The sequence below is a fragment of the Streptomyces sp. Root1310 genome (assembly GCF_001426425.1).
Classification (GTDB): domain Bacteria; phylum Actinomycetota; class Actinomycetes; order Streptomycetales; family Streptomycetaceae; genus Streptomyces.
On sequence record NZ_LMEQ01000006.1, the window covers coordinates 17,025 to 42,797 of the forward strand.

Consider the following 25,773-nt stretch of genomic DNA (forward strand, 5'->3'; position numbering starts at 1 on the left):
CTGTTCGGCGGCCGCGCGTCACCGGTCCGTAAGATCCCGGTGCCGGCGTTCAGCCGCCGTACGCCCCCGACGCCGTCAGGCGCAGGGCCGTGTCGATCAGCGGGACGTGGCTGAAGGCCTGCGGGAAGTTGCCGACCTGGCGCTGCAGGCGCGGGTCCCACTCCTCGGCGAGCAGACCGAGGTCGTTGCGCAGCGAGAGCAGCTTCTCGAACAGCTTGCGGGCCTCGTCCACCCGGCCGATCATCGCGAGGTCGTCCGCCATCCAGAACGAGCAGGCCAGGAAGGCGCCCTCGTCGCCCGGCAGGCCGTCGACGCCCTCGTCGCCGCCCGAGGTGGGGTAGCGCAGGATGAAGCCGTCCGGGGTGGACAGCTCGCGCTGGATCGCCTCGATGGTGCCGATCACGCGCTTGTCGTCCGGGGGCAGGAAGCCCATCTGCGGGATGAGCAGCAGGGACGCGTCCAACTCCTTGGAGCCGTAGGACTGCGTGAAGGTGTTGCGTTCCTTGTCGTAGCCCTTCTCGCACACGTCCCGGTGGATGTCGTCGCGCAGCTCGCGCCACTTCTCCAGCGGGCCGTCCGCGTCGCCCGACTCGATCAGCTTGATCGTGCGGTCGACGGCGACCCAGGCCATGACCTTGGAGTGCACGAAGTGGCGGCGCGGACCGCGCACCTCCCAGATGCCCTCGTCCGGCTCGTCCCAGTGCTGCTCCAGGTAGCGGATCAGCTTGAGCTGGAGCAGGGAGGCGTAGTCGTTGCGGGCCAGGCCGGTCATGTGGCCCAGGTGCAGGGCCTCGGTGACCTCGCCGTAGACGTCCAGCTGGAGCTGGTGCGCGGCGCCGTTGCCGACCCGGACCGGACCGGAGTTCTCGTAGCCGGGCAGCCAGTCCAGCTCGGCCTCGCCCAGCTCGCGCTCACCCGCGATGCCGTACATGATCTGCAGGTTCTCGGGGTCGCCGGCGACGGCCCGCAGCAGCCACTCGCGCCAGGCGCGGGCCTCCTCGCGGTAGCCGGTGCGCAGCAGCGAGGACAGCGTGATGGCCGCGTCGCGCAGCCAGGTGTAGCGGTAGTCCCAGTTGCGGACGCCGCCGATGTCCTCGGGCAGCGAGGTGGTGGGCGCGGCGACGATGCCGCCGGTCGGGCCGTAGGTCAGCGCCTTGAGCGTGATCAGCGAGCGGATCACCGCCTCGCGGTAGGGGCCGTGGTACGTACAGTGCTCGACCCACTCGCGCCAGAAGTCCTCGGTCGCCTGGAGCGACTGCTCGGGCTCGGGCAGCGCGGGCGGCTCCTTGTGCGAGGGCTCCCACGAGATCGTGAACGCGATCCGGTCACCCGGCGCGACCGTGAAGTCCGCGTACGTGGTGAGCGACTTTCCGTAGGTCTCGCACTCGGTGTCGAACCACACGGAGTCCGGGCCCGCGACGGCGACGGTGCGGCCCTCGTGCTTGTGCACCCACGGCACGACCCGGCCGTAGGAGAACCGCATCCGCAGCGCGGAGCGCATCGGGACGCGGCCCGAGACACCCTCGACGATCCGGATCAGCTGGGGCGCGCCGTCGCGAGGGGGCATGAAATCGGTCACCCGGACGGTGCCGCGCGGGGTGTCCCACTCGGATTCCAGGATGAGCGAGTCGCCCCGGTAGGTGCGCCGGGCCGCGCTCGGCGGCGGGGCGTCGGAGGCGTGCGCGGGGCCGAGGCGCCAGAATCCGTGTTCCTCGGTGCCGAGCAGACCTGCGAAGATCGCGTGCGAGTCGAAGCGGGGCAGGCACAGCCAGTCGACTGTGCCGTCCCGGCAGACCAGTGCGGCGGTCTGCATGTCTCCGATGAGTGCGTAATCTTCGATGCGCCCGGCCACGTGCAACTCCAGTCGAACGGCCACGTCACCCCCAGATGGAACGGGGGCGGTCGCTAGTGCGGTCAAGGGGTCGTTTGTAATGCGTCGTTGAGCGCTGAAGCAAAGCAGCCGCTCAGCCATATAGGCAAAACGCCGATTCCTGCTCAACGAACTGACGAGCTCTCGTTGTTCCGGTGGGATACGGACTGGGGTGTGCCGTCTTGCCGACCGGGCTCGGCAGCGAGTGTCCGAGCAGGATACGACGCACGTAGATGATCTGCGTGCCGCTCCGGACAACGCGGGTGGGCCGAACGGGTGAGCACGGGGTGAGAAACCGGTGCGCGGGGGCGGCCCGTGTCGGCCTGTGCGCGGAGCGTGGCCGGAAGCCATCTCTCCGAGGCGCTGATACCCTGGTAGCCCGTGGACCGGTGGTCTCGAAGCCCCCGAACCGCACCTCCGAATCGCGACCACGGGAGCCCCCTCTTGGCCATGACGCCCAAATCCACGACGACCAAGCACATCTTCGTCACCGGGGGTGTCGCCTCCTCGCTCGGCAAGGGCCTGACGGCCTCCAGCCTCGGCATGCTGCTGAAGGCGCGGGGTCTGCGCGTCGTGATGCAAAAGCTCGACCCGTACCTGAACGTCGACCCGGGCACGATGAACCCCTTTCAGCACGGTGAGGTGTTCGTCACCAACGACGGTGCCGAGACCGACCTCGACATCGGACACTACGAGCGCTTCCTCGATCGTGACTTGGACGGCTCCGCCAATGTCACTACAGGCCAGGTCTACTCGACGGTGATCGCCAAGGAGCGGCGTGGCGAGTACCTGGGCGACACCGTGCAGGTCATCCCGCACATCACCAACGAGATCAAGCACCGTATCCGGCGGATGGCCACTGACGAGGTCGACGTCGTGATCACCGAGGTCGGCGGCACGGTCGGCGACATCGAGTCGCTGCCGTTCCTGGAGACGGTCCGCCAGGTCCGTCACGAGGTGGGCCGGGACAACGTCTTCGTGGTGCACATCTCGCTCCTGCCGTACATCGGTCCCTCGGGTGAGCTGAAGACCAAGCCGACCCAGCACTCGGTCGCGGCGCTCCGGAACATCGGTATCCAGCCGGACGCGATCGTGCTCCGCTGCGACCGTGAGGTGCCGACCGCCATCAAGCGCAAGATCTCGCTGATGTGCGACGTCGACGAGGACGCGGTGGTGGCCTGTCCCGACGCGCGCTCGATCTACGACATCCCGAAGACCGTGCACGGCGAGGGCCTGGACGCCTACGTCGTCCGCAAGCTGGACCTGCCGTTCCGTGACGTGGACTGGACGACCTGGGACGACCTGCTCGACCGCGTCCACAACCCCGACCACGAGATCACCCTCGCCCTGGTCGGCAAGTACATCGACCTGCCCGACGCCTACCTCTCGGTCACCGAGGCGCTGCGCGCCGGCGGCTTCGCCAACAAGGCCCGCGTGAAGATCAAGTGGGTCACGTCGGACGACTGCAAGACCCCGGCGGGCGCCAAGGCGCAGCTCGAGGACGTCGACGGCATCTGCATCCCGGGCGGCTTCGGCGACCGCGGAGTGCTCGGCAAGGTCGGCGCGATCCGCTACGCCCGGGAGAACCGGATCCCGCTGCTCGGCCTGTGCCTCGGCCTGCAGTGCATCGTGATCGAGGCCGCGCGCAACCTGGCCGACATCGGCGACGCCAACTCCACCGAGTTCGACCCGGCCACCGGCCACCCGGTCATCTCCACCATGGCCGAGCAGCTCGACATCGTGGCCGGCGAGGGTGACATGGGCGGAACGATGCGCCTGGGCATGTACCCGGCCAAGCTGGCCGAGGGCTCCATCGTCCGTGAGGTGTACGACGGCAAGGAGTACGTCGAGGAGCGCCACCGGCACCGCTACGAGGTGAACAACGCCTACCGCGCGGAGCTCGAGAAGAAGGCGGGCATCCTGTTCTCCGGCACCTCGCCCGACGGCAAGCTCGTCGAGTACGTCGAGTACCCGCGTGACGTCCACCCGTACCTGGTGGCCACCCAGGCCCACCCCGAGCTGCGCTCGCGGCCCACGCGTCCGCACCCGCTGTTCGCGGGCCTGGTGAAGGCCGCGGTCGAGCGGACCCTCGAGGTGGAGAAGACGTCGAAGTAACACACCAGTTGTACGGTGGCCGGGGTGCAAACCTTCAAAGGTGGGCACCCCGGTCTTCGTTTGCGCAGGTGGCACGTGGAAGGACGCATGGCATGACGATCAAGGACACCCCCGAGGCGTGGGAGGTCCGGTCGACCGAGACCCCCTTCGTCGGCAACAAGACCTCCGTCCGCACGGACGAGGTGGTCATGCCCGACGGTTCGGTGGTCCGCCGGGACTTCCAGGTCCACCCGGGTTCCGTGGGCGTCCTCGCCCTCGACGAGGAGGGCCGTGTCCTGCTCATCAAGCAGTACCGCCACCCCGTCGGGCAGAAGCTGTGGGAGATCCCGGCCGGTCTGCTCGACGTGCCCGGTGAGAACCCCCTGCACGCCGCCCAGCGCGAGCTGTACGAGGAGGCGCACGTCAAGGCCGAGGACTGGCGGGTGCTGACCGACGTCTATCCCACCGCCGGCGGCTGTGACGAGTCGGTGCGCATCTTCCTGGCCCGCGATCTGTCCGAGGCGGACGGGGAGCGCTTCGCGGTGGAGGACGAGGAGGCCGACATGGAGCACGCGCGGGTGCCGGTCGACGAGCTGGTCCGCGCCGTGCTCGCGGGCGACGTGCACAGCAACTGCCTCGTCGTGGGCGTCCTCTCCCTGGTCGCCGCGCGTACCGGCGACGGGCTCGACGCGCTGCGCCCGGCCGAGGCGCCCTGGCCGGCTCGCCCGTTCGAGGCGTGACGCCCTCCACCGCCGTCCCGAGGCCGTCGCGCGCGCGGCCGACGCCCGCGAGGCCGTCCCGCGTGCGGAAGCACCTTTCCGAGGCTGTCCCGCCCCGTCCGGTGTGACGATCGGCTGATCCGATCGAGGGACCTCTCGGCGGTGCCCGCCGTACTCCACCCGGAACGTCGCAGAGCGTGAACTAGGCTCTGGAAACGCCCGATCCGGAGTCCCGGCGGGCTTGCGCGTGCGGTGGGACGGGAGTGTGGCCCGTGACGGATCAGGCAGTGGACACAGGCGGCGTGCAGCTGTCGGGACACGCTGCGACAGAGGGCCATTTCCTGGGCAGAGTCCGGGAGTTGAAAGAGCTGCGCGCCGACATCGAGCGCGCGGGGCTGGACACCATCTCCGGGAAGAAGGCGCCACGCGCGCGCGTGCTCCTGATCGCCGGGCGGCCCGGCTCCGGGCGTACGGCGCTCGCCGAGGAACTCGTCCGGCAGGTCGCCGGCGACTACCGGGACGGCGTCCTGCGTGCCCGCCTCGCCGAGCCCGACGGCACGCCCGTGCCGGTCGAGCGGGCCGCCCGTGAACTGCTCACCGCGCTGGACGTGCCGACCCCGCCGGGCGCCGACGAGGACGATCTCGCGGCCCTCCTGCGCCAGGCCCTCGCGCAGCGCCGCGTCCTGCTCCTGCTCGACGACGCGGCCGGCGCCGAACAGGTCGACGCGCTCCTCCCGGACACCCCGCAGTGCCTCCTCGTCGCCGTCTCCGCCGGGCCGCTCACCGGCATCGCGGACGTCCGCCCCTGCACCCTGGGCGGCCTGGACACCAAGTCCGCCCTCGAACTGCTGAGCCGGCACACCGGCTCGGTCCGCATCACCGTCGACCCGCGCTCCGCCGAAGGTCTCGTGGAGGCGTGCCAGGGCGAGCCGGCCGCGCTCAACCTGGCGGGCGGCTGGCTCGCCGCCCGCCCGAAGGCCGCCGTCGCCGACCTCGCCAAGCAGCTCCACGCGGAGGGGGACGAGGGCTCCCCGCTCAGCCGGGTCTTCCGGCTCGTGCACGCCACGCTGCCCGCCCCCGCCGCCCGGATACTGCGACTGCTCTGCCTGGCCCCGGCAGGCCTGGCGGACCCGCACACCGCCTCCGCGCTCGCCGGCTGCTCGGTGGGCGCCGCCCGCACCACCCTGGACGACCTCGCCGCCCTGGGTCTGCTGCGGCCCCTGGACTCCCCGCTGCCCCAGTACGAGGTGCCCGCCTGCCTCCACCCCCTGCTGCGCGCCGCCGCCGAGAGCCACGACCGCCCGGCGGAGCTCCAGCTGGCCCGCGCCCGCATGCTGGAGCGGACGGTGCGGCTGCTCCAGTCCTGCCGGGCCATCACCGAGACCGACAACCCCCAGGCCCGCGAGAAGCTCCAGGGCATGCCCAGCGCCCTGCGCTTCCCCACCCCGCGCGCGGCCGCCGACTGGCTGCGGGTCCGCCGGCCCGCCCTGCTCGCCTCGGCCCGCCTGGCGGTCGCCGACGGCGAGCTGGACACCCTGGCCCGCCGTCTGATGTCCCAGCTGGTCAGGGCGATGGTCGCGCACCTCGGCACCCAGGCGGCGGCGCCCGACCTGTACGGCGTCCACCAGCTCGTCCTGGACGTGGCCGAGCGGCGGAACCTGCCCCGCGAGAAGGCCGCCGCCCTGCTGAACCTCGCCGACGTCGACGCCAGGACCGGCCGCACGGCGGAGGCCCTGGTGCGCTACCGGGCCGCTCTGGACGCCGGACGCGAGGCGAACGACCCGTATGCGATCGGCCGCGCGATGGAATCCGTAGGCGGTGCGCATCTCGAGCTCGGGGACTACGACCGGGCCGCCGACTGGTTCGGACGGGCCCTCGCCCAGCGGCTGGCCCGCGACGAGCGCGCGGACGCCGCCCGGCTCTACGGCCGGATCGCCACCGCGCTCACCTACGCGGGCCGATACGGCGAGGCACAGCGGGCCTGGCGGGCCGCGGCCGCCGGGCACCGCAAGAACGGCGACCTCGGCGCGTACGCGCGGGCGCTGAGCGAGCTGGCCCGGGTCCAGGAGTACGCGGGGCGCCCCGAGGAGTCGCTGCGGACCTGCCAGGAGGCGGTGGAGTGGGCCGGGCGCGCCGAGGACACGCGTCTGCAGGCCGCGGTGCAGCTGAGACTGGCCGACACCCTGGAGCGCCTCGGCGACCCGGTGGCGGCCGGCCTGCACCGGGGCGCGGCCGAGCGCATCCTGGGAGAGGAGCTCCCGAACCGCGCGCCGGAGCCGGAGCCGGAGCCGGGACCGCAGCCGGAGTTCCGGTCGTCGGAACCGGTACCGGTACCGGAGTCGCGGCCCGGGTCAGGGATCGGGTCGGGGCCGGAGCCAGGGCCAGAAGCAGGGCCGGCATCAGGGCCGGAACGGCCTGATCTCCCGGAACACCGCGCTAACACCTGCGAAATCCGTAGTACACCCGCTGAAGATTGATGCAATGAAAGGCTAGACAGCGGGAACACCTTCATTAGACTGGCTCTGCCGCTCGTTCTCCTGCGGTGCATCCCGGTGTGTCCTGTATCTCCGGGTATGTCTTTGCTGTGCCCCCACATCTACTGAGCCAAGGACCGTGATCGACGTGAAGGTCGGCATCCCCCGCGAGGTCAAGAACAACGAGTTCCGGGTGGCCATCACCCCCGCCGGTGTGCACGAACTGGTGCGCCACGGCCACCAGGTCGTCGTCGAACGCAACGCCGGTGTCGGCTCGTCCATCACGGACGAGGAGTACGTGGCCGCCGGCGCGCGCATCCTCGAGACCGCCGACGAGGTGTGGGCCACCGCCGACCTGCTGCTGAAGGTCAAGGAGCCCATCGCCGAGGAGTACCACCGCCTCCGCAAGGACCAGACGCTCTTCACCTACCTGCACCTGGCCGCGTCCAAGGAGTGCACGGACGCCCTCGTCGAGTCCGGCACCACGGCGATCGCCTACGAGACCGTCGAGCTGCCGAACCGCGCGCTGCCGCTGCTCGCCCCCATGTCCGAGGTGGCCGGCCGGCTGGCCCCTCAGGTCGGCGCCTACCACCTGATGCGCGCCAACGGCGGCCGCGGCGTGCTGCCGGGCGGGGTGCCGGGCGTGCTGGCCGCCAAGGCGGTCGTCATCGGCGGCGGTGTCTCCGGCTGGAACGCGGCGCAGATCGCCATCGGCATGGGCTTCCACGTGACGCTGCTCGACCGCGACATCAACAAGCTCAAGGAGGCCGACAAGATCTTCGGTACGAAGATCCAGACGGTCGTCTCCAACGCCTTCGAACTGGAGAAGGCCTGCCTCGAGGCCGACCTCGTCATCGGTGCCGTCCTCATCCCGGGCGCCAAGGCTCCCAAGCTGGTCACCAACGAGCTCGTGTCTCGGATGAAGCCCGGAAGTGTCCTTGTCGACATCGCCATCGACCAGGGCGGCTGCTTCGAGGACTCCCGTCCGACCACGCACGCCGAGCCGACCTTCCCGGTCCACGAGTCGGTCTTCTACTGCGTCGCCAACATGCCCGGCGCGGTCCCCAACACCTCCACCTACGCGCTCACCAACGCCACCCTGCCGTACATCGTCGAACTCGCCGACAAGGGCTGGGTGGAGGCGCTGCGCCGCGACGCCGCGCTGGCCAGGGGCCTCAACACCCATGACGGCAAGGTCGTTTACCGTGAGGTCGCGGAGGCGCACGGCCTGGAGCACATGGAGCTCGACCAGCTGCTCGGCTGAGCCGTCGTGCCGAGCCGATCGGCCAAGTAGCCCCGCGGGAAAAGGCGATACGTCAACACAGGTCGTCAACCCCGCACACCCGGCCGGACCTTGCCCGACAAGGTCCGGCCGGATGTGTGTATGGTCACTTTGCGGCTCTCGGCCAACTCGCCTCGAACGTAACGCTTCGACCGATTCGTACACCGGCGAATCCTGCCGTGCGACGGCCGTACGCCCTTGACAGCGGGATGTTTCATTGCCGACACATCGGGCCGGGTCCGGCGGATTGTGTTGCTGCGAACACCCGACACGCCATAGAGTCGCCGACTGTCGGCATGGTGCCACGCTGACCTTGTCTAGAAGTTTCCTGGTCACCAAGGAGGTAAGACGACTTGTGAATGAGTCGACATTTGCTCCCGGGGGTGGTCAACCAGGAATGCCGACGCGGGCCCAGGTCTCCGCGGGGCTCGAGGCTGTCGGCTCCGTCGCTGTCCGAACCTTCGCAGCCCACCAGAGCCAGCGCAGCACCCATGTGGCTCTGTCAGCACACCAGAGCATGGATGGCCATCACGTGAACGCCATGGCCGGCGACGGAAGTGGCGCGCCCCGCAACCACTTCGCCGACTACGACGAACTGCCCGAAGGGCATTTCTACGATCCCGATGCCGAGTACGAGCCGGACCCGGAGTACGCGGCCACGCTCGCGCCCGACGCGGCCCGACAGCGCCGTGAGCGCGTCGGTCCGACCGGACGCCCGCTGCCGTACTTCCCGATCCCGGGCCCGCTGACCCAGCACGGCCCCGCGACGATCATCGCGATGTGCAACCAGAAGGGCGGCGTGGGCAAGACGACGTCGACCATCAACCTGGGTGCCGCACTCGCGGAGTACGGTCGGCGCGTGCTGCTCGTGGACTTCGACCCGCAGGGCGCGCTGTCGGTCGGTCTCGGCGTCAATCCGATGGAGCTCGACCTGACCGTCTACAACCTGCTCATGGAGCGGGGCATGGCGGCGGACGAGGTGCTCCTGAAGACGGCGGTCCCGAACATGGACCTGCTGCCCAGCAACATCGACCTGTCGGCCGCCGAGGTCCAGCTGGTCTCCGAGGTCGCGCGCGAGTCCACGCTCCAGCGTGCGCTCAAGCCGCTGATGGACGACTACGACTACATCGTCATCGACTGTCAGCCCTCGCTCGGCCTGCTCACCGTCAACGCCCTGACGGCCGCTCACAAGGTGATCGTGCCGCTGGAGTGCGAGTTCTTCGCCCTCCGGGGTGTGGCGCTGCTGACCGAGACCATCGAGAAGGTCCAGGAACGGCTCAACCCGGAACTGGAACTCGACGGGATCCTCGCCACGATGTACGACTCGCGCACCGTGCACAGCCGTGAGGTGCTCGCGCGCGTCGTCGAGGCCTTCGACGACCACGTCTACCACACGGTGATCGGGCGCACGGTCCGCTTCCCGGAGACCACGGTCGCCGGGGAGCCGATCACCACGTACGCCTCCAACTCCGTCGGCGCCGCCGCCTACCGCCAGCTCGCCAGGGAGGTGCTCGCCCGGTGTCACGCCGAGTGAGTCTGCCGGGGGCCGACGAACTCTTCCGTACGACAGGGGGAATGGCGCTTCAGCCGTCCGCGCCCCGGCGCCCCGCCAACGGCGAGGCCCGGGTACCGGCGCCGGCCGGCGAGAGCGACGCGGTGGCGGCCGGCGGCGCGGAGGACGCGCCGCAGGCCGTGCCCGCGCAGGGCGGTGACGGCGAGGGCGCCGAGCACGCGGCGGCCGACGCCGGCCAGGGCGACGCCGGGGAGTCCCGTACCCGGGGCGCCCCCGGGGAGCGCCCCGAGCGGCGCCAGGGCCCGCAGGAAGGTTCTGCCTCCGCCGCCGACGGCCAGTCGCGCAAACGCGCACGGCAGGCGTCCCGCAGGCCCAGCGGCCGTGAACGGCACGACGAGAAGATCACCGTCTACGTCTCCGCCGAGGAGCTCATGGATCTGGAGCACGCCCGGCTGGTGCTCCGGGGCGAGCACGGGCTGGCCGTGGACCGGGGGCGCATCGTCCGCGAGGCGGTCGCCGTGGTCCTCGCCGACCTGGAGAGCCGCGGGGACGCCAGCATCCTCGTCCGCCGACTTCGCGGGCGGTAGCGGTAGCCTGCGGGGGCCATGACCTCGAACGACGCTCCCGTCCCCGGCCCCGGCGCAGCAGCCGGCCGTCGGCGTGCGCTGGGGCGGGGGCCCGGGACGGCGCCGGTACCCACCGAGCCGGACCCCGGGGCGGCCGCACCGGACCCGGCACCCGATCCCGTCGCGCCGGACCCGGCACCGGATCCCGTCGGGCCGGATCCCGTCGGGCCGGATTTCGCTGAACCCGATCCCGTCAGGCCGGACCAGGCCGCACCGGATCGGGTCGAACCCGACCTCGGCGAACCGGAATCTCTGGGCTCGGAGCCCGTGGGGCCGGAGCCCGTGGGGCCGGAAGAATCCGTCGACCTGGAATCTGCAGGCCCGGAATCCGTGGGGCCGGAAGAATCCGTCGACCTGGGATCCGTGGGCTCGGAGTCCGCAGGCCGGGAATCCGCAGGCCCCGAATCCGTGTGGCCGGAGTCCGTGGGCCCGGAGTCCGCAGGCCCGGACTCCGTCGACCTGGGATCCGTGGGCTCGGAGTCCGCAGACCCGGAGTCCATGGGCCTGGGATTCGTCGCATCCGCGGGTGGGTCGGGGGCCGGTGGAGCGGAGTCCGTGGGGTCTGGACCCGGTTCCGAGGGCCAGGAGGCTTCCGACGGTGTCTTCAAGGTGCGCCTCGCCAACTTCGAGGGGCCCTTCGATCTGTTGCTCCAGCTGATCTCCAAGCACAAGCTGGACGTCACCGAGGTCGCGCTGTCGAAGGTGACCGACGAGTTCATGGCGCACATCCGGGCGATGGGCCCCGACTGGGACCTGGACCAGACGACCGAGTTCCTGGTCGTGGCCGCCACGCTGCTCGATCTCAAGGCGGCCCGGCTGCTGCCCGCCGCGGAGGTCGAGGACGAGGCCGACCTGGCCCTCCTGGAGGCCCGGGACCTGCTGTTCGCCCGGCTGCTCCAGTACCGGGCCTACAAGCGGGTCGCCGACATCTTCACGCACCGGCTGGAGAGCGAGGCCCGGCGCTACCCCCGTACCGTCGGTCTCGAACCGCACCACGCGGAGCTGCTGCCCGAGGTCGTCATCAGCATCGGCCCGGAGGGGTTCGCGCGGCTCGCGGTCAAGGCGATGCAGCCGCGGGCCAAACCGCAGGTGTACGTCGACCACATCCACGCGCCGCTGGTGAGCGTGCAGGAACAGGCCGGGATCGTCGTCACGCGGCTCAGGGAACTCGGCGAGACCAGCTTCCGCACGCTGGTGGCGGACACCGAGGACACCCTCACCGTCGTGGCCCGCTTCCTCGCGCTGCTGGAGCTGTACCGGGAGAAGGCGGTCGCGCTCGACCAGGAGACCGCCCTCGGTGAGCTGCTGGTGCGCTGGACCGGCGGGGACGGGGACACGCAGCCCCTGGTCACGGACGAGTTCGACCGGCCGCCCGAGGAGCCCGAGAAGGAGACGAAGACGTGAGCGAGGAGACCGTCGCCGCACTCGACCTCAAGCCGGCCCTGGAGGCCGTCCTGATGGTCGTCGACGAGCCCGCGACCGAGGAGCACCTCGCGAAGATCCTCCAGCGGCCCCGGCGGCACATCGCGGACGCGCTGCGCGAGCTGGCCGACGAGTACACCGTGCAGGGGCGTGGCTTCGAGCTCAGGCTCATCGCGGGCGGCTGGCGGTTCTACACCCGGCCCGAGTACGCCGCGGCCGTCGAGGGCTTCGTGCTGGACGGCCAGCAGGCCCGGCTCACACAGGCGGCGCTGGAGACCCTGGCGGTCGTCGCGTACCGCCAGCCGGTCAGCCGCAGCAGGGTCTCCGCGGTGCGCGGAGTGAACTGCGACGGCGTGATGCGCACCCTGCTCCAGCGCGGTCTGGTCGAGGAGGCGGGCGCGGAACCCGAAACAGGTGCGATCCTGTACGTGACGACGAACTACTTTCTGGAGCGGATGGGCCTGCGCGGTCTGGACGAGCTCCCGGAGCTCGCGCCCTTTCTCCCCGAGGCGGAGGCGATCGAGGCCGAGATGCTGGAAGGGGTCCCGTCGTTCGATCCGGACGCACCGGATGCAGATGCAGACGACACGACGACGACGGAACTTTGATGCGAAGCAGTGGCAGCGGCAGTGGCAGGAACAACGGGCGCGGCAAGCCCCGGGGGACCGGCGGGGGCGGTTCCCAGCCGAGGGGCGGCTCGGGAGGCCGTGACGACCGGTCGAGGGGCGGCTCCGGAGGCCGTGACGACCGGTCGAGGGGCGGCTCGGCAGGCCGGGACGACCGTTCGGCGGGCGCGGGGGGCCGCGACGACAGGCCGAAGCGTCCGAGCAAGCCCCGTCCCGAGGAGCGTCGCTACGACGTAGGCCCCGGCGCGACCCACGAGGGCCCGAAGGCGGGGCGCGGCGGTGCGGCCCGGGGCGGCGCCAAGGGCGGCCCCCGGCAGGGCCAGCAGCGCGGCGGACGCACGGAGCCGGCGCGTTCCCGTGAGTACGAGACGCGCGCCGAGGAGCGCAACCGGGACCGGTACGCCGGCAAGAAGGAAGTGAAGCTGCCCAAGACCTTCCCGGGCGCCGAGCAGGAGGGCGAGCGGCTGCAGAAGGTGCTCGCGCGCGCGGGCTACGGCTCCCGGCGCGCCTGCGAGGAGCTGATCGAGCAGGCGCGGGTCGAGGTCAACGGCGAGATCGTCCTGGAGCAGGGCAAGCGCGTCGATCCGGAGAACGACGAGGTCAAGGTCGACGGCCTGACGGTCGCCACCCAGTCGTACCAGTTCTTCTCGCTGAACAAGCCGGCAGGTGTCGTCTCCACGATGGAGGACACCGAGGGCCGTCAGTGCCTCGGCGACTACGTGACCAACCGCGAGACGCGGCTGTTCCACGTCGGCCGGCTCGACACCGAGACCGAGGGCGTCATCCTGCTCACCAACCACGGCGAGCTGGCGCACCGGCTGACCCACCCCAAGTACGGGGTGAAGAAGGTCTACCTCGCGCACATCGTGGGTCCCATCCCGCGTGACCTGGGCAAGCGTCTGAAGGACGGCATCCAGCTGGAGGACGGGTACGCGAAGGCGGACCACTTCCGGGTCGTCGAGCAGACCGGCAAGAACTACCTGGTCGAGGTGACTCTGCACGAGGGCCGCAAGCACATCGTGCGCCGGATGCTGGCGGAGGCCGGCTTCCCGGTCGACAAGCTGGTCCGCGTCGCCTTCGGCCCGATCACCCTGGGCGACCAGAAGTCGGGCTGGCTGCGACGGCTGTCCAACACCGAGGTCGGCATGCTGATGAAGGAAGTCGAGCTCTAGGACGTATCCGCGGGTTCCCGGGGCTCCCGGGGCTTGTGCGTGACCGCACCCCCTTTTTATAGTCGTGGTGACTATTAAGAGGGGGTGTTCGTCGTGCCGGGTTACGACAAGTACGCCCACGAACCCTTCGCCGTCACCGTCGATCTCGCCGTCCTCACGCTCCGCGCGGGCACCCTGCACGTCCTGCTCGTCGAGCGGGGCCAGGAGCCGTACGCCGGCCGGTGGGCGCTGCCGGGGGGCTTCGTGCTGCCGGACGAGTCCGCGGAGACCGCCGCCCGGCGGGAACTCGCCGAGGAGACCGGCCTGAAGGACGACTCCGGACTGCACCTCGAGCAGCTGCGCACCTACAGCGAACCCGACCGCGACCCCCGGATGCGGGTCGTGTCCGTCGCCTTCGCCGCGCTGCTGCCCGACGCCCCCGAGCCGACGGGCGGCGGCGACGCGGCCCAGGCGCGCTGGCTGCCGTACGACGACGCGAAGCAGCTCGCCTTCGACCACGACCGGATCCTGGCCGACGCCCACGACCGGGTCGGCGCCAAGCTCGAGTACACCTGCCTCGCCACGGCCTTCTGCCCGCCGGAGTTCACCCTCGGCGAGCTCCGGCAGGTCTACGAGACGGTGTGGGGGACCGGCCTGGACCGGCCCAACTTCCGCCGCAAGGTGCTGGCCACCCCGGGCTTCGTCGAGCCCGTGCCCGGCGGCGCGCGCCTCACCGGCGGCCGCGGCAAGCCCGCCGCCCTCTACCGGGCGGGCGCCGCCACCGCGCTCCACCCGCCCCTGCTGCGACCGCCCCGGGAAGGACGATCCGCATGACCACCTCGACCACCGTCAGGAAGCGGGCCACCGGGTCCCTGCTGGGACTCGCGCTGGGGGACGCGCTCGGGTTTCCCACCGAGTTCAACGACGTTCCGTCGATCCTCGCCAAGTGCGGGCCCTGGCCGGAGATGGAACTGCCGAAGCGCGCCTTCGTCTCCGACGACACCCAGATGACCCTGGCCGTGGGCCGGGCCCTGCGGACCGCCATGGACCGCGGACTGCTCGTGCCGACGTCCCTCGCGCACCCGCTGCGCGCGGAGTTCGTGGACTGGTACCGGTCGCCGGACAACAACCGGGCCCCCGGGCGGACCTGCCTGACGGCGTGCGGCCTGCTCGAGGACGAGAACCTCGGCTGGCAGGACGCCAGTCAGATCGGTTCCAAGGGCTGTGGCGCCAACATGCGGGTGGCGCCCGTCGGGCTCGTCCCCGGGCTCAGCGACGAGCAGCGTGCCGGTGCCGCCCAGCTCCAGTCCGCTCTCACCCACGGGCACCCCACCGCGCTCGCCGCCTCCGACCTCACCGCCCATGCCGTACGGCTGCTCACCCAGGGTGCCGAGCCCGGGGCCCTGGTCGGCCTCCTGCGGGCCTACGCCGTGGACAACCGCTCCCGCTACCACCACCGCTGGCTCGGCGACCTGTGGACCCGCAGCCAGGACCCCACCCCGGAGCACTTCATCGCGCGCGGCTGGGACGACTGCCTCGGTGTGCTGGAGCGCCTCAGGGAGGCGCTGCGCGAACCCGCGCCGGAGACCGATCCGTGCCTGGCCACGGGGGCGGGGTGGATCGCCGAGGAGGCCATGGCGACCGGTCTGCTGTGCTTCCTGCTCTTCCCGGACGAGCCGGTGACCGTGCTGCGCCGGGCCGCCTGCTCCTCCGGGGACTCCGACTCCATCGCCTGTCTGGCGGGCGCCTTCGCGGGCGCGTACGCCGGGGCCGACGCCTGGCCGACGGCGTGGGCGGACCGGATCGAGTACCAGGGGGAGCTGGTGACGCTCGGGGCGCTCTGGGACCAGTGACCCGGCAGGGGTTCGGTGATCCGGCAGGGGCTCAGGCCAGCTTGATAGAGCTGCCCTGGACGGTGATCTGCTCCGTGGGCAGCGGCTTGGTCGCCGGGCCGCCGGCCACCGAGCCGTCGGCGATACGGAACTCGCTCTTGTGGCAGGGGCAGTGGATGATGCCGTCGGCGACGCTGCCGACGGTGCAGCCCTGATGGGTGCAGACCGCGGAGAACGCCTTGAAGTCGCCCTGCGTCGGCTGGGTGACGACTACCTTCTCCTCCGCGAAGATCTTGCCGCCGCCGACGGGGATGTCGGTGGTCTTCGCCAGCTCCTGGCCGGCGGAGGCCTTCGAGGACTGCTCGGACGAGGAGTCGTCCTTGTTGCCGTACTCGCCGCAGCCCGTGGCGAGCGCGGCTGCCGCGCCGCCCGTCGCCAGGAGAACCGTGCGCCGTGTCGCGGGGAGGGTCATGTCGTCACTCCGAAAGTGCGGAAGAACCAAAGGGCCGAGGTCAGCCAGAGGACCGTGAGTACGGCGAAGACGAGTCCGCCGACGACCGGCAGCAGCCATCCCGGGAGTCGCTCCGAACGGAGCAGCAGCATCTTGGCACTGAATGCGCCGAAGAAGAAGCAACCCAGGAGGGAGTGCCACATCACGCGCGTTTCATATGTCTGATAGCCAAGCGCGTACAGACAGTGCACCGCAACCGGGACCGCGATCAGGAAGGCCGCGCGGCCCGACCAGCGGTGCAGGGTGCCGGACCAGGCGGGTCCCGGCAGTCTGCCGTACAGCATCGCGGCCGACACGAGCTGGACCAGCGCGAAGAACATCGCGGCCGTCGCCAGCCAGGACTTGACCGCGCCCGTGCTGCTGAAGCCGGCCAGGTTGAAGGCCGTCCCGGCCGGGTCGTGGACCTTGCCGTACACGCCCAGGGCGAGCGCCACGGCGGCCGCGACGAGTGCCGGGACCAGATAGCGGGCGGGGTGCGGGCCGCCCCGCCCGGGGACGGGGCCGGGGAAGCCCTGGGTGGCGGCGTTCGGGTCGACGGTCATGGTGGCTCCCTGCTCGAAGGGGTCAGGGCGTGGCGGGGCGGGCCGTGAGCTGCTGTCCGTCGACCGTCACCGCGCCGGTCTCCGGGTCGATGCGGGGCGCGGGGGAGGGCGTGCCGTCGCGGGTGAGGATGCCGACCTGGGTGCCGTCCTTCAGCACGATCCAGCCGCCGTCGATCTTCGCGGAGCGCACCGTGGCCGTCGTCCGCCACAGCCCGGACGGCTTCTTCGCCCGGTCCGCCGAGAAGGCGTGCCGCCCGCCGCCCACGGTGACCGTGCCGTCGACGCGCTTGCCGTCCTGGAGCGTGCCGTCGAGTTTCGCGCCGTGCTCGCCGGTGAGCCGCAGGGTGCCGTCGTCCTCGACGTCGCCCTTGAGCCAGGACTCCTCGGCGCGGCCGTCGCAGTAGTACGCGATCGCCTTGCCGTCGCGGACGGTGACGGCGATGGCCGCCGCGTCGTCGTCCGTGCGGCCGGCGTAGTCGGCGTCGGCGGCCGGGACGCGCGAGGGGGAGGGGGCCGGGGTGGACGCGGCCGGGGCGGTGCTCCGGACGGGTGCCGGGCTCGGTGACTTCTCCTCGTACGAGGAGGAGGCGGTCTTCGTCCCCGTCGTCGCGTTGAGCGTCAGCAGGAACAGGCCGAGCACCAGTCCCGCGAGAAGGGTGAGCAGGGGTCCTGGACGCTTCATGTCGGGCCTTCCCCGATGCGGGTGTCCTGCCGTCAGAGTGCCATGAGAGCGCAGGCCGCACCCGCAGTAAAGGGCGTACGGAGGCGTTCCCGTCTCGGCACGCGGGCGGCGCGCACCGGACCGGCGCGGGCTGACTAGGCTGGCTGCGTCAGGAGCCGTAGTCGGCAGTGGGTACGTCAGCAAGGAGCAGCGCCGTGGCGGTACGAGCGGTCCGGGGAGCCGTCCAACTCGAGCGGGACGAGGCCGGCCACATGGACGAGCAGGTCGGAGCCCTGCTCACCGCCGTCCTGGAACGGAACTCGCTCGGCGCCGACGACCTGATCAGCATCTGGTTCACGGCCACCCCCGACCTGCACAGCGACTTTCCGGCGGCCGCGGCCCGCAAGCTCGGCATCGTCGACGTGCCGCTGATCTGCGCCCAGGAACTCGACATCGCGGGCGCCATGCCGCGGGTCGTGCGCATCCTGGCGCACGTCGAGTCCGACAAGGCGCGCGCCGACATCAACCACGTCTACCTCGGGGCCGCGGCCGCCCTGCGCAAGGACATCGCACAGTGAGGACCGCGCTCGTCATCGGAACCGGGCTGATCGGCACGTCCGCCGCGCTGGCCCTGGCCCAGCGGGGCGTCGTCGTCCACCTCGCCGACCACGACCCCGGGCAGGCCCGTACGGCGGCGGCGCTCGGCGCCGGAACCGACGCGGAGCCCGAGGGCCCGGTCGACCTCGCGATCGTCGCCGCGCCGCCCGCGCACGTGGCCGGTGTGCTCGCCGACGCGATGCGCCGCGGGGTGGCCCGCGGCTATCTCGACGTGGCCAGCGTGAAGGGCGGGCCGCGCCGTGAGCTGCAGGCGCTCGGCCTCGACCTGTCGGCGTACATCGGCAGCCACCCCATGTCCGGCCGGGAGAAGTCGGGCCCGCTGGCCGCGACCGGTGACCTCTTCGAGGGCCGCCCATGGGTGCTGACGCCGACCCGGGACACCGACACCGAGGTGCTGAACCTCGCCCTGGAGCTCGTCTCGCACTGCCGTGCCGTCCCGGTGGTCATGGACGCGGACGCCCACGACCGCGCGGTGGCGCTCGTCTCGCACATGCCGCACCTGGTCTCCAGCATGGTCGCGGCGCGTCTGGAGCACGCCGAGGAGGCCGCCGTACGGCTGTGCGGGCAGGGCATCCGGGACGTCACCCGGATCGCCGCCTCCGACCCCGGCATGTGGATCGACATCCTGTCCGCGAACCCGGGACCGGTCGCCGACCTGCTCACCGACGTCGCCGCCGACCTGGAGGAGACGGTCCGGTCCCTGCGCGCCCTCCAGTCCTCCGACGACTCCAAGCGCCGCGAGGGCGCCGACGGCGTCCAGGACGTGCTGCGTCGCGGCAACGCGGGCCAGGTCCGTGTCCCCGGCAAGCACGGGGCCGCTCCGCGGGCGTACGAGGTGGTGGCGGTCCTCATCGACGACCAGCCCGGCCAGCTGGCCCGCATCTTCGCCGACGCCGGACAAGCGGGCGTCAACATCGAGGACGTACGCATCGAGCACGCGACCGGGCAGCAGGCGGGTCTGGTGCAGCTGATGGTCGAGCCGAAGTCCGCGGTGGTGCTGTCCTCGGCGTTGCGCGAGAGGGGCTGGGCGATCCGGCAGTAGCGCGTCCCGCGTCCCGGGCGCCCGGCGCGGACCAGGTACCGGCCGGACGAGTGACGCGCGGCCGGTAACCTTGTGCGGGGCGCGGTCGCGTCCCGCACACCCACCGCCTCGCACCAGGAAGGTGTCCCCCCGTGGAAAACGGCGCCGCCCAGCCCGTGATTGTCGCCATCGACGGCCCCTCCGGCACGGGCAAGTCGAGCACGTCCAAGGCCGTGGCCGCCCAGCTGGGGCTGAGCTACCTGGACACCGGCGCCCAGTACCGGGCGATCACGTGGTGGATGGTGACCAACGGGATCGACATCGAGGACCCCACGGCGATCGCCGCCGTCGCGGGCAAGCCGGAGATCCTCTCCGGCACCGACCCGGCCGCCCCGACGATCACGGTCGACGGCGTCGACGTGGCCGGCCCGATCCGCACCCAGGAGGTCACGGCCAAGGTCAGCGCGGTGAGCGCGGTACCCGAGGTGCGGGCCCGGATCACCGAGCTCCAGCGCTCGCTGGCGGCCTCCACCGAGAAGGGGATCGTCGTCGAGGGCCGGGACATCGGCACGACCGTGCTGCCCGACGCCGACCTGAAGATCTTCCTCACCGCCTCTCCGGAGGCCCGGGCCGCCCGGCGCAGCGGCGAGCTGAAGGGCGCGGACGTCCACAGCACCCGGGAGGCGCTGATCAAGCGGGACGCCGCCGACTCCTCCCGCAAGACCTCCCCGCTCGCCAAGGCGGACGACGCCGTCGAGGTGGACACCACCGAGCTGACGCTGGCCCAGGTCATCGAGTGCGTCGTCACCCTCGTCGAGGAGAAGCGGGCCGCGAAGTGACCGCCGGGTCCGTGCCCTCGGAGAAGGGCGCCGAGGTCGGGCGGCGCATCGGCGTCGGCCTGATGTACGGGCTGTTCAAGCCGCGGGTGCTGGGCGCCTGGAAGGTGCCGGCGAGCGGCCCGCTGATCTTCGCGATCAACCACTCGCACAACGTCGACGGTCCGATGGTGATGGGCGTGGCACCGCGGCCGACGCACTTCCTGATCAAGAAGGAAGCGTTCATCGGCCCCCTGGACCCGTTCCTGACCGCCATCGGCCAGCTCAAGGTCGACCGCGACACCACCGACCGGACGGCGATCACCCGTGCGCTGGGCGTGCTGGAGAACGGCGGGGTCCTCGGGATCTTTCCGGAGGGGACCCGTGGCGAGGGAGACTTCGCCGCCCTGCGCGCCGGGCTCGCGTACTTCGCGGTGCGCGGCGGGGCGCCGATCGTGCCCGTCGCCGTGCTGGGAAGTTCCGAACGGCGCGGACGGTTGATAAAGGCACTGCCCCCGCTGCGCTCCCGCGTCGACGTCGTCTTCGGCGAACCGTTCGACGCGGGCGACGGCAGCGGGCTGCGCACCCGCAAGGCACTGGACGCCGCCACCGAACGCATCCAGAAGCAGTTGGCCGCACACCTGGAAAACGCCAGGCGCCTGACCGGGCGCTGAGCGACACTGAATACCGAGTAGTGGATCAACCCGAACAAAACGGCTGTTCCACCGATCACCACGAATGAACGACGAGGTACGGACTTCATGAACGACCACATCCAGCCCGACGGCTCGGAAGCCTTCGAGCACGATCACGGGGCGCTCGGCGACGCCGAGTACGCGGAGTTCATGGAGCTCGCCGCCGTCGAGGGCTTCGACATCGAGGACGTCGAGGGGGCGATCGAGGCCGCGGGCCATGGGCCGCTGCCCGTGCTCGCCGTCATCGGCCGCCCGAACGTCGGCAAGTCGACCCTGGTGAACCGGATCATCGGCCGTCGCGAGGCCGTCGTCGAGGACAAGCCGGGCGTCACCCGCGACCGCGTCACCTACGAGGCCGAGTGGTCGGGCCGCCGCTTCAAGCTCGTCGACACCGGCGGCTGGGAGCAGGACGTCCTCGGCATCGACGCCTCCGTGGCCGCGCAGGCCGAGTACGCGATCGAGGCCGCCGACGCCGTCGTCTTCGTCGTCGACGCCAAGGTCGGCGCCACCGACACCGACGAGGCGGTCGTACGGCTGCTGCGCAAGGCGGGCAAGCCCGTCGTGCTGGCCGCCAACAAGGTCGACGGCCTGAGCGGCGAGGCCGACGCGGCCGCCCTGTGGTCCCTGGGCCTCGGCGAGCCGCACCCGATCTCCGCTCTGCACGGCCGCGGCACCGGCGACATGCTGGACGCCGTCCTGGAGGCGCTGCCGGAGGCCCCCGCGCAGACCTTCGGCACCGCGGTCGGCGGCCCGCGCCGCATCGCGCTCATCGGCCGCCCGAACGTCGGCAAGTCCTCGCTGCTGAACAAGGTGGCCAACGAGGACCGTGTCGTCGTCAACGAGATCGCGGGCACCACCCGCGACCCGGTCGACGAGCTGATCGAACTCGGCGGTGTGACCTGGAAGTTCGTCGACACGGCGGGCATCCGCAAGCGCGTCCACCTCCAGCAGGGCGCCGACTACTACGCCTCGCTGCGCACCGCGGCCGCCGTCGAGAAGGCCGAGGTGGCGGTCATCCTGATCGACGCCTCCGAGTCCATCTCGGTCCAGGACCAGCGCATCGTCACCATGGCGGTCGACGCGGGCCGCGCCCTCGTCCTCGCCTACAACAAGTGGGACACCCTCGACGAGGAGCGCCGCTACTACCTGGAGCGGGAGATCGAGACCGAGCTCGGTCAGGTCGCCTGGGCGCCGCGGGTGAACGTCTCGGCGCGCACCGGCCGGCACATGGAGAAGCTGGTCCCGGCGATCGAGGCCGCCCTGGCCGGCTGGGAGACCCGCGTCCCGACGGGCCGTCTCAACGCCTTCCTGGGCGAGCTGGTCGCGGCCCACCCGCACCCGGTCCGCGGCGGCAAGCAGCCGCGCATCCTCTTCGGCACCCAGGCCGGGACCAAGCCCCCGCGCTTCGTCCTCTTCGCCTCCGGCTTCATCGAGGCGGGCTACCGGCGCTTCATCGAGCGCCGCCTGCGCGAGGAGTTCGGTTTCGAGGGCACCCCGATCCACATCTCGGTGCGGGTGCGCGAGAAGCGCGGCGCCAAGAAGAAGTGACGGCACCATGACCGGAGGGCGGCACCCGTGACGGGTGCCGCCCTCCGGTCATGATCCGTGCTCAGAAGGTCCTGCGGGGGGCCGGTGGGAGCGCCGCGGGGACGTGGTGCATCGTGGTCGGCGCGGCCTGCTGGCCGAGCTGCCCGACCCGCTGCCACTGGGACTGCTGCCCGACCCGCGCGCTCTGCGCCCCCGCGCTGTAGGCGCTGTAGGAGCTGCTGAACGACCCCGGGCGGGGCGCCGGGTAGGAACCCGTGTGGTGCGGGATGTTCCCGAAGGCGGTGAACCCCAGCTCGTCCTCGCCGCTGCGGTCGCCGGGCAGCGAACGGAACGTCTTGACGTACTCGGCGTAGAGCGCGTCGTAGATCGGCGTGGCCGATGGGCCGCCGGACGCGTCCTGGGCCGGTCGCGCGGACGGGATCGACTGGAAGGACGGGCGGCGGGGAACGTCGTAGGTGTGCACGTATGTCCAAACGACGCGGCACGGGAAGGGATGCGGCTCGGCACGCGGCCTCGGGGCGGCGCGGGACCGCGTCCGTGGACGCCCTTTCGGTCGCCGTAGGGCCGCGGTCCCCGCCCGGTGGGCGAACTCAGGTGCCGGCGAGCGGAAGTGCCGCGCCGACCAACTGCCCATTGGCCGCCGCCTTGTCCAGCGCGTCCCGCAGCAGGTCCTCCCGGGGCTGACGCCCGATGGAGCCCACCGGAGCCGCGAACATCAGCACCTGCTGGTGCTTGTTGGCGGCGGCCCGCCAGCCCTCCGTCACCTGCAGCGGCTGGTGCGCCTGCCACCAGGCGACCGGCTGCCCGCCGTTCACCGAGGGCTGGAGCACCGCGTGCAGCTGGCCCATAGCGAGCAGCACGGACCAGCCGTGCTGTACCGGCGGCACCTCGGTCAGCTCGGACAGCGGCATGAAGCCCTGCTCGATGAGGAGCGGCAGGAAGTCGTCGCCCGCGCCGGTGGTGCCGGGCCGCACGATGGGCGCGGTCGGCTCGACGACCAGGGCCGGGTGCAACTCCCCGGCGATCAGGACGAGTCCGCTGGTGACGCCGAGCACCGCCTGCTCGGGTGCGACCTTGTCGGGGTCCAGGTCGACGGTGTCGCCGCTGATGGAGCGGACCGCGCCCTGGAGCTGCTCCTCGGTGACCTGGACGACCTGCGAGGGCAGGCAGGTGGAGTGGGCGAAGGCGAGAACGGCGGTCTCGTCCCCGATGAACAGCACGGTGCTGGTGCGCTCGTTCTCGGAGTCGCCCGGGGTGCGGCAGGACGTGCAGTCGTAACTGCCCGGGGCGTTGTCTCCGGCGAGCAGCCGGTCGGCTTCTTCGTTGCCGATCTCGGCGCGTACCTCGTCGCTGACGTCGAGCATGCGCGGCACGGGTGACTCCCTCGGATGCGGTGCGTGGGCGAGGCGGGTGGCCCCCGGCTCGTGGTCCGGGTGGGTCCCCGGCTCATGAAGAAGACAACGGGCGATCTGTGGCCAGGGTCACGCTGGACGGCGAACGGAATCGAACCAACCTGCGCGCGCGGTCACGATACGTGCGGAATCCGCCACTCCATGTCAAGTAACGGAGAGGTCACGGAAGTTGATCCGGTGAGCTGACTCACAGTCTGCGCGGAGTGCTGGTCGACAAATCCGGAAATGGGGGAGCGAAGTAGGTGGCCGAAATTCGCCCCTACCTACGGTAACCGTCAACTGGCCTGGGGCAACGGCGAGTTGGTTGATAACGAACCGTCAGCTGCCTAGATTGCTCCGCCGTGTGCAACGAGCACCGCTCGGGTACGTCCGCCGGCCGCGCAGAGCCAGACAACGCGCAGCACCACCGCCGGCGGACGGGCCGGGCGTGACGACCGCGTCCCTGCGCGGCCGACACGCCCCGGCAGGGGGAGCCCGGGTTCGTAGAGAGGGATCTACATGTCCGAATGTGCCGATATCCACACCCGCACCTCGTCGCGCAAGACGGCGGTCCTCGCCGGGGCGATCCTGCTCGCCCCCCTCGGACTGCTCTCCGCGACCGGCAACGCCACGGCGGCCGACAGCGGGGTGTGGGACCGCATCGCCCAGTGCGAGAGCGGCGGCAACTGGTCGATCAACACCGGCAACGGCTACTACGGCGGGCTCCAGTTCTCCGCCGGTACCTGGCGCGCGTACGGCGGCACCGCCTATGCGTCGACCGCCGACAAGGCCAGCAAGGCACAGCAGATCTCCGTCGCCACCAAGGTGCAGAACGCACAGGGGTGGGGCGCGTGGCCGACCTGCTCGGCGCGCGCCGGAGCGTCGGGCAGCGCACCGGGGGCCGGATCGTCCTCGGCCGAGTCGAGCTCCGCCAAGTCGGGCTCGTCGAAGTCGGGCTCCTCGAAGTCCGGTTCGTCGAAGTCCGGTACCTCGAACTCCTCGCAGTCGGGTTCCTCGCAGGCGCCGGAGCGCTCGACGGCCCAGACCTCGCGCGGCACGGGCCGCGGTGACTACACCGTCCGGCAGGGCGACACCCTCAGCACCATCGCGGCTAGCCACGGGCTGACCTGGCAGCGGGTCTACGCCGCCAACAAGACGATCGTCGGCGGCGACCCCGACCTGATCGTGCCCGGACAGCGCCTCACGCTCTGAGCCGTTCCGCCTCCGGGACACGGTGACCCCATCCGGCGGGACGGCCGGGTGGGGCCCACCCACCTCGTGAGACACACTGGGCGCATGCTGGAGACCTCCGCCCGACTGCTGCGCCTGCTCTCCCTCCTCCAGGCCCACCGCGAGTGGTCGGGCGCCCAGCTCGCCGACCGGCTGGGAGTCACCTCGCGCACGGTCCGCCGGGACGTGGACCGGCTGCGCGAGCTGGGCTACCCGGTCAACGCCAGCCCCGGTACGGGAGGCGGCTACCAGTTGGGCGCCGGCGCCGAGCTGCCGCCGCTGCTGCTGGACGACGACGAGGCCGTCGCCGTCGCGGTGGGGCTGCGGACGGCCGCCGGGCAGGGCATCGAGGGCATCGGCGAGAGCTCCGTACGGGCCCTGGCCAAGCTGGAGCAGGTGCTGCCGCACCGGCTGCGGCGCCGGGTGGGCGCCCTGAACGCCTTCACCGTGCCGATGCTGCGCCGCCCGCGGTCCTCCGCCGTCGACCCGGCCGTCCTCACCGAGCTCGCCCATCTCTGCCGGGACGCCGGGCGCCTGCGCTTCGACTACCGGGGGCACGACGGTACGGCGACCCGCCGCACCGTCGAACCGCACCGCCTGGTGTGCACCGAGCGCCGCTGGTACCTGGTCGCCTGGGACGTCGACCGTGCCGACTGGCGTACGTTCCGGGTGGACCGCCTGACGCCGAGGCCGCCGCACGGGCCGCGCTTCGTACCGCGCGAGCCGCCCGCTGAGGACCTCGCCGCGTACGTCTCGCAAGGCGTCTCCACGCGCGCGTACGCCACCCGGGCCACCGTCCGGCTGTTCGTGCCGCAGGCCGAGGCCGCCGAACGCATCTCGCCCTCGGCCGGCACGCTGGAGCCCGACGGTGACCGGGCCTGTCTGCTGCGCACGGGGGCCGCCGGCCTCGACGTGATGGTGATCCACGTGATGATGGCGGGCTTCGAGTTCGAGGTGCTGGAGCCCGTGGAGCTGATCGAGGCGATCAGGACGGCCCGTGACCGGCTTGATGGCGCTTTGGCTCGGGCTGCGGCGTCTCGGCCGCGTACTGCGGATGGTTCAGGTCGAACGCCGGGGACTCCGAGCGGATCCTCGGCAGCGCCGTGAAGTTGTGCCGGGGCGGCGGGCAGGA

General features: G+C 71.6%; 24 protein-coding genes. 18 read left to right on the plus strand and 6 right to left on the minus strand.

Annotated features, from left to right (window positions below; all coding sequences use genetic code 11):
* Positions 1-49: 49 nt before the first annotated feature.
* Positions 50-1,852, minus strand: coding sequence for a glycoside hydrolase family 15 protein (locus tag ASD48_RS14640; protein WP_057602024.1), 1,803 nt, complete (start codon positions 1,850-1,852; stop codon positions 50-52).
* Between the two features lie 468 nt (positions 1,853-2,320).
* Between ASD48_RS14640 and ASD48_RS14645 the strand changes: the two genes are divergently transcribed.
* The 11 genes from ASD48_RS14645 (at position 2,321) to ASD48_RS14695 (ending at position 15,630) form a co-directional block, all read left to right on the plus strand.
* Positions 2,321-3,985, plus strand: a complete 1,665-nt coding sequence (locus ASD48_RS14645) for a CTP synthase (RefSeq protein WP_057602025.1) — start codon at positions 2,321-2,323, stop codon at positions 3,983-3,985.
* Between the two features lie 92 nt (positions 3,986-4,077).
* On the plus strand, positions 4,078-4,704 hold the full coding sequence (locus ASD48_RS14650; protein ID WP_057602026.1) for an NUDIX hydrolase: 627 nt from the start codon (positions 4,078-4,080) through the stop codon (positions 4,702-4,704).
* Positions 4,705-4,955: 251 nt separating this feature from the next.
* Complete coding sequence (locus tag ASD48_RS14655; protein WP_057602027.1) at positions 4,956-7,160, plus strand: tetratricopeptide repeat protein; 2,205 nt, start codon at positions 4,956-4,958, stop codon at positions 7,158-7,160.
* Positions 7,161-7,296: 136 nt separating this feature from the next.
* Complete coding sequence (ald, locus tag ASD48_RS14660) at positions 7,297-8,421, plus strand: alanine dehydrogenase (protein WP_020128160.1); 1,125 nt, start codon at positions 7,297-7,299, stop codon at positions 8,419-8,421.
* Positions 8,422-8,836: 415 nt separating this feature from the next.
* The gene (locus ASD48_RS14665; RefSeq protein ID WP_028806581.1) at positions 8,837-9,973 is read left to right on the plus strand and encodes a ParA family protein; all 1,137 of its coding nucleotides are present in this window, start codon (positions 8,837-8,839) and stop codon (positions 9,971-9,973) included.
* On the plus strand, positions 9,958-10,539 hold the full coding sequence (locus tag ASD48_RS14670; RefSeq protein WP_079073761.1) for a hypothetical protein: 582 nt from the start codon (positions 9,958-9,960) through the stop codon (positions 10,537-10,539). Before ASD48_RS14665 ends, ASD48_RS14670 begins: the two co-directional genes overlap by 16 nt.
* An 18-nt stretch (positions 10,540-10,557) precedes the next feature.
* A complete protein-coding gene (locus ASD48_RS41290) occupies positions 10,558-11,982 on the plus strand; it encodes a segregation/condensation protein A (protein ID WP_063887443.1) in 1,425 nt (474 codons plus the stop codon).
* A gap of 53 nt (positions 11,983-12,035) precedes the next feature.
* On the plus strand, positions 12,036-12,608 hold the full coding sequence (scpB, locus tag ASD48_RS14680) for an SMC-Scp complex subunit ScpB (protein WP_242432594.1): 573 nt from the start codon (positions 12,036-12,038) through the stop codon (positions 12,606-12,608).
* Positions 12,608-13,798: a pseudouridine synthase gene (locus tag ASD48_RS14685; protein WP_057602030.1), complete on the plus strand. Its 1,191-nt coding sequence runs from the start codon at positions 12,608-12,610 to the stop codon at positions 13,796-13,798. The genes scpB and ASD48_RS14685 overlap by 1 nt, the downstream gene beginning before the upstream one ends.
* Before the next feature lie 84 nt (positions 13,799-13,882).
* Positions 13,883-14,611: an NUDIX domain-containing protein gene (locus ASD48_RS14690; RefSeq protein ID WP_199875796.1), complete on the plus strand. Its 729-nt coding sequence runs from the start codon at positions 13,883-13,885 to the stop codon at positions 14,609-14,611.
* A complete protein-coding gene (locus tag ASD48_RS14695; RefSeq protein ID WP_057602031.1) occupies positions 14,608-15,630 on the plus strand; it encodes an ADP-ribosylglycohydrolase family protein in 1,023 nt (340 codons plus the stop codon). Before ASD48_RS14690 ends, ASD48_RS14695 begins: the two co-directional genes overlap by 4 nt.
* 31 nt (positions 15,631-15,661) lie before the next feature.
* On the opposite strand, the gene ASD48_RS14700 is transcribed toward ASD48_RS14695, so the two are convergent.
* Genes ASD48_RS14700 through ASD48_RS14710 form a run of 3 tightly spaced genes read right to left on the minus strand, consistent with a single transcriptional unit; the run spans position 15,662 to position 17,344 of the window.
* A complete protein-coding gene (locus tag ASD48_RS14700) occupies positions 15,662-16,081 on the minus strand; it encodes a Rieske (2Fe-2S) protein (RefSeq protein WP_057602032.1) in 420 nt (139 codons plus the stop codon).
* Entirely contained in the window at positions 16,078-16,662 is a 585-nt protein-coding gene (locus ASD48_RS14705; RefSeq protein WP_057602033.1) for a DUF6529 family protein, read from the minus strand. Before ASD48_RS14705 ends, ASD48_RS14700 begins: the two co-directional genes overlap by 4 nt.
* A 22-nt stretch (positions 16,663-16,684) precedes the next feature.
* Positions 16,685-17,344, minus strand: a complete 660-nt coding sequence (locus tag ASD48_RS14710) for a hypothetical protein (protein ID WP_057602034.1) — start codon at positions 17,342-17,344, stop codon at positions 16,685-16,687.
* Positions 17,345-17,538: 194 nt separating this feature from the next.
* Here ASD48_RS14710 and aroH point away from each other — a divergent pair, with 194 nt between their 5' ends.
* The 5 genes from aroH to der all read left to right on the plus strand — a co-directional run bounded on the left by aroH (position 17,539) and on the right by der (position 22,020).
* Positions 17,539-17,901, plus strand: a complete 363-nt coding sequence (aroH, locus tag ASD48_RS14715; protein WP_057602035.1) for a chorismate mutase — start codon at positions 17,539-17,541, stop codon at positions 17,899-17,901.
* On the plus strand, positions 17,898-18,983 hold the full coding sequence (locus tag ASD48_RS14720) for a prephenate dehydrogenase (RefSeq protein ID WP_020128172.1): 1,086 nt from the start codon (positions 17,898-17,900) through the stop codon (positions 18,981-18,983). The genes aroH and ASD48_RS14720 overlap by 4 nt, the downstream gene beginning before the upstream one ends.
* A gap of 131 nt (positions 18,984-19,114) precedes the next feature.
* Entirely contained in the window at positions 19,115-19,801 is a 687-nt protein-coding gene (gene cmk / locus ASD48_RS14725) for a (d)CMP kinase (RefSeq protein ID WP_057602036.1), read from the plus strand.
* Entirely contained in the window at positions 19,798-20,451 is a 654-nt protein-coding gene (locus ASD48_RS14730) for a lysophospholipid acyltransferase family protein (RefSeq protein ID WP_057602037.1), read from the plus strand. The genes cmk and ASD48_RS14730 overlap by 4 nt, the downstream gene beginning before the upstream one ends.
* A gap of 87 nt (positions 20,452-20,538) precedes the next feature.
* Positions 20,539-22,020, plus strand: coding sequence for a ribosome biogenesis GTPase Der (der, locus tag ASD48_RS14735; protein ID WP_057602038.1), 1,482 nt, complete (start codon positions 20,539-20,541; stop codon positions 22,018-22,020).
* Positions 22,021-22,081: 61 nt separating this feature from the next.
* Here the strand turns inward: der and ASD48_RS14740 are convergent, their stop codons facing one another.
* Both ASD48_RS14740 and ASD48_RS14745 read right to left on the minus strand, forming a co-directional pair.
* Positions 22,082-22,483: a hypothetical protein gene (locus ASD48_RS14740; protein WP_057602039.1), complete on the minus strand. Its 402-nt coding sequence runs from the start codon at positions 22,481-22,483 to the stop codon at positions 22,082-22,084.
* A 127-nt stretch (positions 22,484-22,610) separates the two neighbouring features.
* Positions 22,611-23,393: a hypothetical protein gene (locus ASD48_RS14745; RefSeq protein ID WP_057602040.1), complete on the minus strand. Its 783-nt coding sequence runs from the start codon at positions 23,391-23,393 to the stop codon at positions 22,611-22,613.
* Positions 23,394-23,930: 537 nt separating this feature from the next.
* Between ASD48_RS14745 and ASD48_RS14750 the strand changes: the two genes are divergently transcribed.
* Positions 23,931-24,623, plus strand: a complete 693-nt coding sequence (locus ASD48_RS14750) for a transglycosylase family protein (protein ID WP_057602041.1) — start codon at positions 23,931-23,933, stop codon at positions 24,621-24,623.
* An 84-nt stretch (positions 24,624-24,707) separates the two neighbouring features.
* Positions 24,708-25,748 carry a YafY family protein gene (locus tag ASD48_RS41825; protein WP_079073763.1) on the plus strand — a complete coding sequence of 347 codons (1,041 nt, stop codon included), beginning with the start codon at positions 24,708-24,710 and terminating at the stop codon, positions 25,746-25,748.
* Positions 25,749-25,773 lie beyond the last annotated feature (25 nt).